General features: G+C 35.7%; 4 protein-coding genes. 2 read left to right on the forward strand and 2 right to left on the reverse strand.

Annotated features, from left to right (window positions below; genetic code table 11):
• Positions 1–184: 184 nt before the first annotated feature.
• Positions 185–793 carry a hypothetical protein gene (locus HET73_RS04840; protein WP_174133169.1) on the reverse strand — a complete coding sequence of 203 codons (609 nt, stop codon included), beginning with the start codon at positions 791–793 and terminating at the stop codon, positions 185–187.
• Positions 794–1,086: 293 nt separating this feature from the next.
• On the opposite strand from HET73_RS04840, the gene HET73_RS04845 reads away from it, so the two are divergent.
• Positions 1,087–1,332, forward strand: a complete 246-nt coding sequence (locus HET73_RS04845; RefSeq protein WP_174133168.1) for a hypothetical protein — start codon at positions 1,087–1,089, stop codon at positions 1,330–1,332.
• Positions 1,333–1,556: 224 nt separating this feature from the next.
• On the opposite strand, the gene HET73_RS04850 is transcribed toward HET73_RS04845, so the two are convergent.
• Positions 1,557–4,505, reverse strand: a complete 2,949-nt coding sequence (locus HET73_RS04850; RefSeq protein ID WP_174133167.1) for a phosphoribosylformylglycinamidine synthase subunit PurL — start codon at positions 4,503–4,505, stop codon at positions 1,557–1,559.
• Between the two features lie 99 nt (positions 4,506–4,604).
• Between HET73_RS04850 and HET73_RS04855 the strand changes: the two genes are divergently transcribed.
• Positions 4,605–7,268, forward strand: coding sequence for a PD-(D/E)XK nuclease family protein (locus HET73_RS04855; protein WP_174134111.1), 2,664 nt, complete (start codon positions 4,605–4,607; stop codon positions 7,266–7,268).
• Positions 7,269–7,410: the final 142 nt, after the last annotated feature.

Raw genomic sequence — 7,410 nt, forward strand, 5'->3', positions numbered from 1 at the left:
CGGACTGTCGCACTTATAATGCCACTGAAATTGATAAAGAATATCAGGTAACAGATGCAGACAGTGAGTTTTATCTAACAGGACATAACGACATAACTCTTCACACTATTCCGGAGTTATAGCCTTTAAAACATTCTAAACTATTACATCTAAACTTTCTCTCCAATTTCTCTGTAAGATCGTTTCACCCATTTAAAATAAAGTCTAGTGTCACTTCACGCCAAATGTGGTAATGTTCAATGGGCAAGCCGGTTATTGGGCTGCATTTATATGCTGCACGCATTGCATTGTCTGCCATTGATCTAAAAAGTGGATTGTTTTTATAGGAACTACTGTCTGCTACATCAGCCATAATTATTTCACCTTGATTGGATAATAATAGGTTAATTTTTATACTAAAATTTTCTTTGTAAGCTATGCTTTCAGGAATGCTCCAGCATTTTGTGAGCTTGTTTCTTATAGAATCGATAATTTTTGCTACGACTAACTCATTCTTTTTACTCTCAGCACTCTTTTCGCTTTTTATCTCATTCTTTGTTTCTCTAGGCTTTCTCAGTTTTTCATCTATACTCTTTTTTCTTTTTGGAATTGGAATAAACTCTTCATTTTTGTCAGTTTCTTGCATTTCAATGATTTGCCTTGGTTGTTTTATAACAGTAGTATTATCGACTACTTTTTTTTTCCTTTGTGGTGTAGCTGTTACTGAAGCATCAGTTTGTGTTACAGATAATGAAGAAAGTGAAAAGCAACATAGGGACAAAAAAAGAACATAGTTAGAACAAAGGAAACGCATATGTTGAAATCTACTTTACTGGTTTAAAGCTAATATTGTGTATAAAGTCAATATATTTTAGCTGTTTGATCACTAAAGTAAGAAAATCCCAATGTATGAATACACAATTTTGCTAGTGCTGTGTATCAGAAGTCTATCATAAAGCAAGTTACACGAAAAACTTAATATGTTTTCTTTTTGCGAAATAAAATAAATGTGCTGCTGCGAGTAAACAGATACTTAATATTGATGTATAAGAAAATTTAAAAACTAACTCTCTGATATATATTGATAAGCATTTACCTGCAGAAAATTTGTATAGTAACCCAACATACACAACAGTGCTATCAATTAACGATGTTGTAATTAAAGCAATGAAATTTGCTATATGCAAGTCAAACTTAGACTTTAATTTTTCAAAAACAATTATACTTGAGAGGAGGGATACAAAAATTGCAGTGTATGAGATCAATATTATCAAGCTAAAGTTTTGCCATTTAAGAACACAACATAACACTGTGCACGTTATTAAGCTGTATATAGCTTCTTTCCTGCCATAAAACTCAACCATTGAATTTACAACTAAAGTAGCTCCTGTAACTAAGGCGGCACATACCGCTAATTTATTTGAAGTATTGAGTAAAAAAATACTAATGAACAAAAGAATTGATAGAATGGGCATAATTACCTACACAAAAGCAATAACATATATTTATTTTAAGTAAACATTATATATAGTGAAAGAATTATTTACATAATAAAAAGAGTATTTTAAACTGGTATGTTACAATCCTAAATCCTTCAGGTCTACTTTTAAGATATCCTTTATATTGAGAGCTTTTTCCTCTGTCACTTTGCCGATACATGAGAAAACTACACCTTTAAACAATTCTTCAAACCTCTTCTGATTTTGCGGGGCAATAGTAACCAAAATTCTACTTTGTGATTCGGAAAACATTATTATCTTATTTATTATATCTGTATTTTGCGTTTCTCCTATTGGCACCAGCGAAAGATCGATTTCAGCACCGAGATCTCCTGCAATTAGCGATTTTGCCAGAGCGATAATTAATCCGCCTAAGTTTGGTGCAATTGCAGAGGCAATTATGTCATCTCTTATTGCTAGGTTGTAACGCTCGTACAACTTCTTGGCGCTCTTTGCATCAACTTTTGGTACATTGTTATTGCCTATTCCACTGTATAATTGATATTCAGATCTACCAAGTTCGTCGTAGGTTGTACCGAGCACATATATCAAATCTCCTGGCATTTTCACATCAAGCGATACCGCATTTTCAATATTTTCTATAATTCCAATTGCTGAAATAAGTAGCGAAGGTGGGGCAGATATCATCACTTTCCCGCCATTTTTATCATGCCCCTTGAAGTCGTTAAACATACTGTCTTTGCCGGATATGAATGGCGTTTTAAATGCAGTTGCAAAGTCATAACAAGCCTCTGCAGCTTTCTTTAGTTGCCACAGCCTTTCTGGATTATAAGCATCACACCAGCAAAAATTGTCGAGCAATGCCAAGTGATTTATATTTCCTCCTGCAGCTACATAGTTGCGTATGGCAGTGTCAATTGCACATGCTGCCATGTGGTAAGTGTCAATTTCTCCATAGCTCGAACCAAATCCCTGCGATTTCACAACCCCTTTATTTGAGGAAAGAACTGGTTTTGAAACAACAGCTTCGCTGCACACCCTTCCTTTACCCTGCAGTGGTTTCAGCACTGACGAACCTTGAACTTCGTGGTCGTATTGCACCACTATGAACTCTTTGCTGCAAATGTTTGGTCTGCTTAGCATTTCTTTTAGTTCAGTTTCTTGACTTACTGTTATTCCAGCGTTATGCTTAACAGTAGCCTCCTTAGACCACGGCCTTGTCTGTAAATGCATCTTAGGATTGCCATCATGCAAGAACTCAGTTTCGATATCCATTATTACTGCTCCTTTGGGACATTTAACAGCAGCTTTACCACTATTGTTGAACTCTCCAATTACGCTGACTTCCACATCATGTTTTTCCATGATTTGCTTAAACATGGGAAGATTTTCTTCTGGCACTGCTAAGGTCATTCTCTCTTGTGATTCTGATATCCATATTTCCCATGGGGCCATACCATCGTTTTTAAGTAGAACCTTGCTCAAATCAACTTCAAATCCATCCTTTCCCATTTCACCAATAGACGACGACAGTCCACCTGCTCCGTTGTCTGTTATTGCATTATAAAGACCAAGGTCTCTTGCCTCTACGATGGCATTAGATAATTTTTTTTGTGTTATAGGATCACCAATTTGCACAACTGTTGAGGGACTGTTTCCCGACAACGCCTCTGAAGAGAACGTTGCACCGTGAATTCCGTCTCTTCCAACTCTTCCACCAATAATTACAATCTTATCACCATTTTTAGGCTTTTTGATGTGTGAAGGTGCGTTATTTATATTGCGTGGAGTAATTCCAACACTTCCAACAAAGACCAATGGCTTTCCACAGAACCTGTCGTCAAAATATACCGATCCAAGTTGTGTTGGAATGCCGGAGCAATTGCCAGCAACATTAACGCCGCGAATCACTTCCTTCATTATATATTTCGGTGGTAAGATCTCATCAGTGCGTTCTTTATCCCTATAAAATTTGCCTTTTGCTTCTTTGGCAAAACAAAAATAATAAGTATTCATTATAGGTTCTGCACCTTTGCCGAAACCTACTATATCGCGGTTAACTCCGAGCACTCCAGTCATAGCTCCACCAAATGGGTCGAGAGCTGAAGGGCTATTGTGAGTTTCAACTTTATCTACAATTAAGTAATCGTCATCGAAAATTATTCCTCCTGCATTGTCGGAGAAAACTGATACGCATATGTCAGAATTTATCTCACGCGTTGCACGCTTAATATAATGTGCATATAGGCCATCTTTTATTTCATCGATGGGGGAACAAAAGATGTTGTGTTTGCAATGTTCAGACCAAGTTTGCGCTAGGGACTCAAGTTCAATGTTGTATGGATTTCTATCGAATTTTTTGAAGTAATCCCTTATGACTTTCATTGCTGTAAGAGAAAGTCCCAAAGTGCCATTACCATCGATCCCATCTCTGCTGATCTTCTCAAGTTCTTGATCACTTACATTTAGGTTGACGGATTTAGTACTATCTTCTGTCATCTCAGTCTTTTCTCTTGTCATCCCAGTGCTCCGACACTGGGATCCATAGATTCCAGCGTCACGCGCTGGAATGACACCAGGTGAGGTATTTAATTTACCGTAATACTTCCAATGGTAATTGCCATTTTCCTTATAGATAAGCGTGCAACACTCAGTGATAGGGTTGAATTCCTGTGTTATGTCATCTTCGGTTGGCATACTCCCTTTACCCAAGATCAGTTTTGAACTTCTTGCTTTGATATAAACATTTTTGTCAATGTGGCCTTTGCTTATTAAATACTCTCTAACAATCTGTTTTGCTGTGTTGCCTATGTTATCGGTCATGCCAGGTAAGAAGCTTATCTCTAAACCCCACTCGGCTTGTGGTTCTATGAAGTCATATTGAAGGTCTTCATTATAGAAATAATAACGGCAGTCTTGTATGATCCCATTATAAAATAGCCCACAGATTTCTTCATATAATTTTAAAGGTAATTCTTTACTTATGTAAATTGAGTAAACGTTGACTACTCGCCTGTGTTCGACTTGCTCACATTTATTTAAAACTTCTATCCTGATGTTTATCATGCAATGTCATTAAAGAATTTGATATATAATAACATAAGAAACTGTGAGCATATTTATATTTTTCTGTACAATAAAGCATCATATTAGTTAGTATCTTTCGTGGGAAAAGTTTTTACCGTTAATGTAGATGAATACTTTTTTGATGTGTTGGTTCAGCACATATTTTCTGAATATGAAAAAGAAGAAATTCCTAAGATAAGGATCATACTTCCTTGCAAAAGAGATGTAATAGCGCTGCTGAGTGCATTCAAGAATTGCAGCGCTAAAGAATGCATAATTCTGCCAGAGATAGTTTCACTAGAGAACATTGATGAAGAAGATTTAATATTAAATCTTGATAGAGTTAAAGTTATCAATCCGATGAAAAGAACGCTACTACTTATTCAATTCATATTGGAGTGGAATAAAAAAAATAACGACAATTTCCCCATAGATTTAGCTTATAGCTTGCCATCACTGCTTCAGTATATCCAAATAACAGATTGTTATCAGCTTGATGAGCATTCGAAGAAAATAGAAAATTTTACAAATCTACTTATTGAAACTTGGAATGAGACCTTAAAAGATTTAGGAGTAGTGGATATATTAAAACATAAAAGTGACTACATAAACAATATGATAGTTTCTTTACAAAAAGATCAGCATACAATCTTTGTTGGGATTGAAAAGGGAGAAATTTATCAGTCATTGATCAAGGCTATATATGACTTACCACTTGGAAAGATAATTTTATCTAACCTGAATTTGAAAATTAAAGAGAAAGATTGGAAATCGCTTGATAAAAGACACTATCAATATTGCCTGAAAAATTTGTTGGATTATCTAAATGTGGATAGAGAGAATGTGATCTGCTTGAATGCTGTGGGTAACGAAATCATTGAGTACATCTTCGATACAACTGCCGATCTAAGTAAAGTTAGTGATGGGTGTATTGAAAATATCGAAGTCATCACTTGTGATTCTAGGGAGGAAGAAGCACAAGTGATGTCATTAATTATAGAGAATGAAGGTTATGAAAACGTTTCTTTGGTTGTCTTTGATAAATTACTTGCAGCTCGTGTGGCATGTTCCACGCCGGAAAACTATTCTTACATAACGCTTTTAATTCATAGTATCGAAGTTTTGACCTCGAATTGGGACAGCGTGGCATTACTTTCACTCCTGAAACATAGGCTAGTGACTTTTGGTTATATTCAGGAAGAGTACACTCGAATTTTATCTGAGTTTGAGATAGAGGTATTACGTAGCTTCAGTACAAACGGCCTGAGCGATATTATAAATGCTATCAATGCCCATGAAAAGCTGAAGTACAAAGAGGATATATTGCTTATTATCAATAAGTTAGAGACTATATTCAATCACTTAATCAATGTTATGAATTGCTCTATTTCTGATGTAATAGCAGCTCATTTACAGTGTATTAATATGCTTTCTAATGTGAATTTTTCAGAGCTAAATAATGAAATGGGTAATTTTATCTGTGATTTCTTAAATGCATGTGAGGGTATAGCAATTAAATGTTCCTTGGAGTTATATAACCAAATTCTGACGTTATTTTTAAAGCAAGAGTTTTTTTCTGTAGAAAGCAACTTCAATAAATTCAGCTTATATCACAATAAAGTTGTAATACTTGCTGGATTTCATGATATGCCAAGTTTTCAAAGTCCATTTTTGAATGCGCTAACAAGAGAAAAATTTAACCTTCCTTCTGTGCAAGAAGAACAGGGATATTTTTTGTATACTTTGCGCAATTTATTTGGTGCAAGCAAGGTTTATATCACGAGATTGCTGAGCGATAGGAAGCCAATTCTATTGCGTCGTTTGGAAGTTCTGTTGCAAGAACCAAAATACCCTTACCGTGATTGGCTGAGAATGTTGAATATGCCTGAATATATTGTTCCGTGTGCGCAGCCTATGCCAAAGCCCCAAACTGAAGTCAGACAAGAAAAAATGCAAGTGATGTCTTGCAGTGCGGTGGAAAAACTGATTCGTAACCCTTATTCATTTTACGTTGAATATATACTGAACCTTAGACAGCTAAAAGACTTAAATTTTAAGCCATCGATATTGGAATTTGGTACTATGGTGCACAACATTCTTGAGAGATATTTACGCAACAAAAAGTCGCCAATGAACATTGCACGAGAAGTATTCTCGACTAGTCAGTTTAATTTTTCAAATATGTGGTGGGTAAGGCTGCAAAGGATAATTCAATCTTTTGTCGAATTTAATAAAACTAGAAGCAATTATGTTGAGTTGGAAAAGAGCTTTTCCTGTCCGATATTTCATATTGGTGTCATTCCAGCGCGTGACGCTGGTTCTTGTGATGATGTATCCCAGTATGAAACTGCTTGGATGACAAATAGGCCACAAGAAATTTTACTAACAGCAAGGTGCGATAGGGTTGAGTATCTACCAAGTGGGCAAGTAGCAATTATAGACTATAAACTTGGTTCGCCACCTTCCAACGAGGAAGTTATGTCAGGATTTTTTCCGCAATTAATTTTACAAGCCTTAGCGGTAGAACATATAACAAGAAGAGAAGTTTCAGAACTTGCTTATTGGAAACTTGATTATGATAAAATAAAAGTTATTTCTATACAAAATTATAGATACAAAATGCAAGAGTTAAAAAATGATCTGCCAGATTTTCTATCTAATTATTTAAGGAACACCACTCCCTTTATTGCCTCTCCGTATTTTGATAAATTCCTGAGATTTAACAGCTATAAACAGCTAGAAAGGGTAGGGGAGTGGTTATAAAATTAGCAGTGGATGCGTCTTGTACCCTTTTCAACCTCACTGTTCTCAACTGAGCTTTTAGGCGTACAGTAGTATAGCCCTTTTCCTAATAGTCCGAATATGATAAGATATGAATTTAGTGTATAGTGAGGGTTGAATGCCA

This window comes from Wolbachia endosymbiont of Atemnus politus (assembly GCF_013309895.1).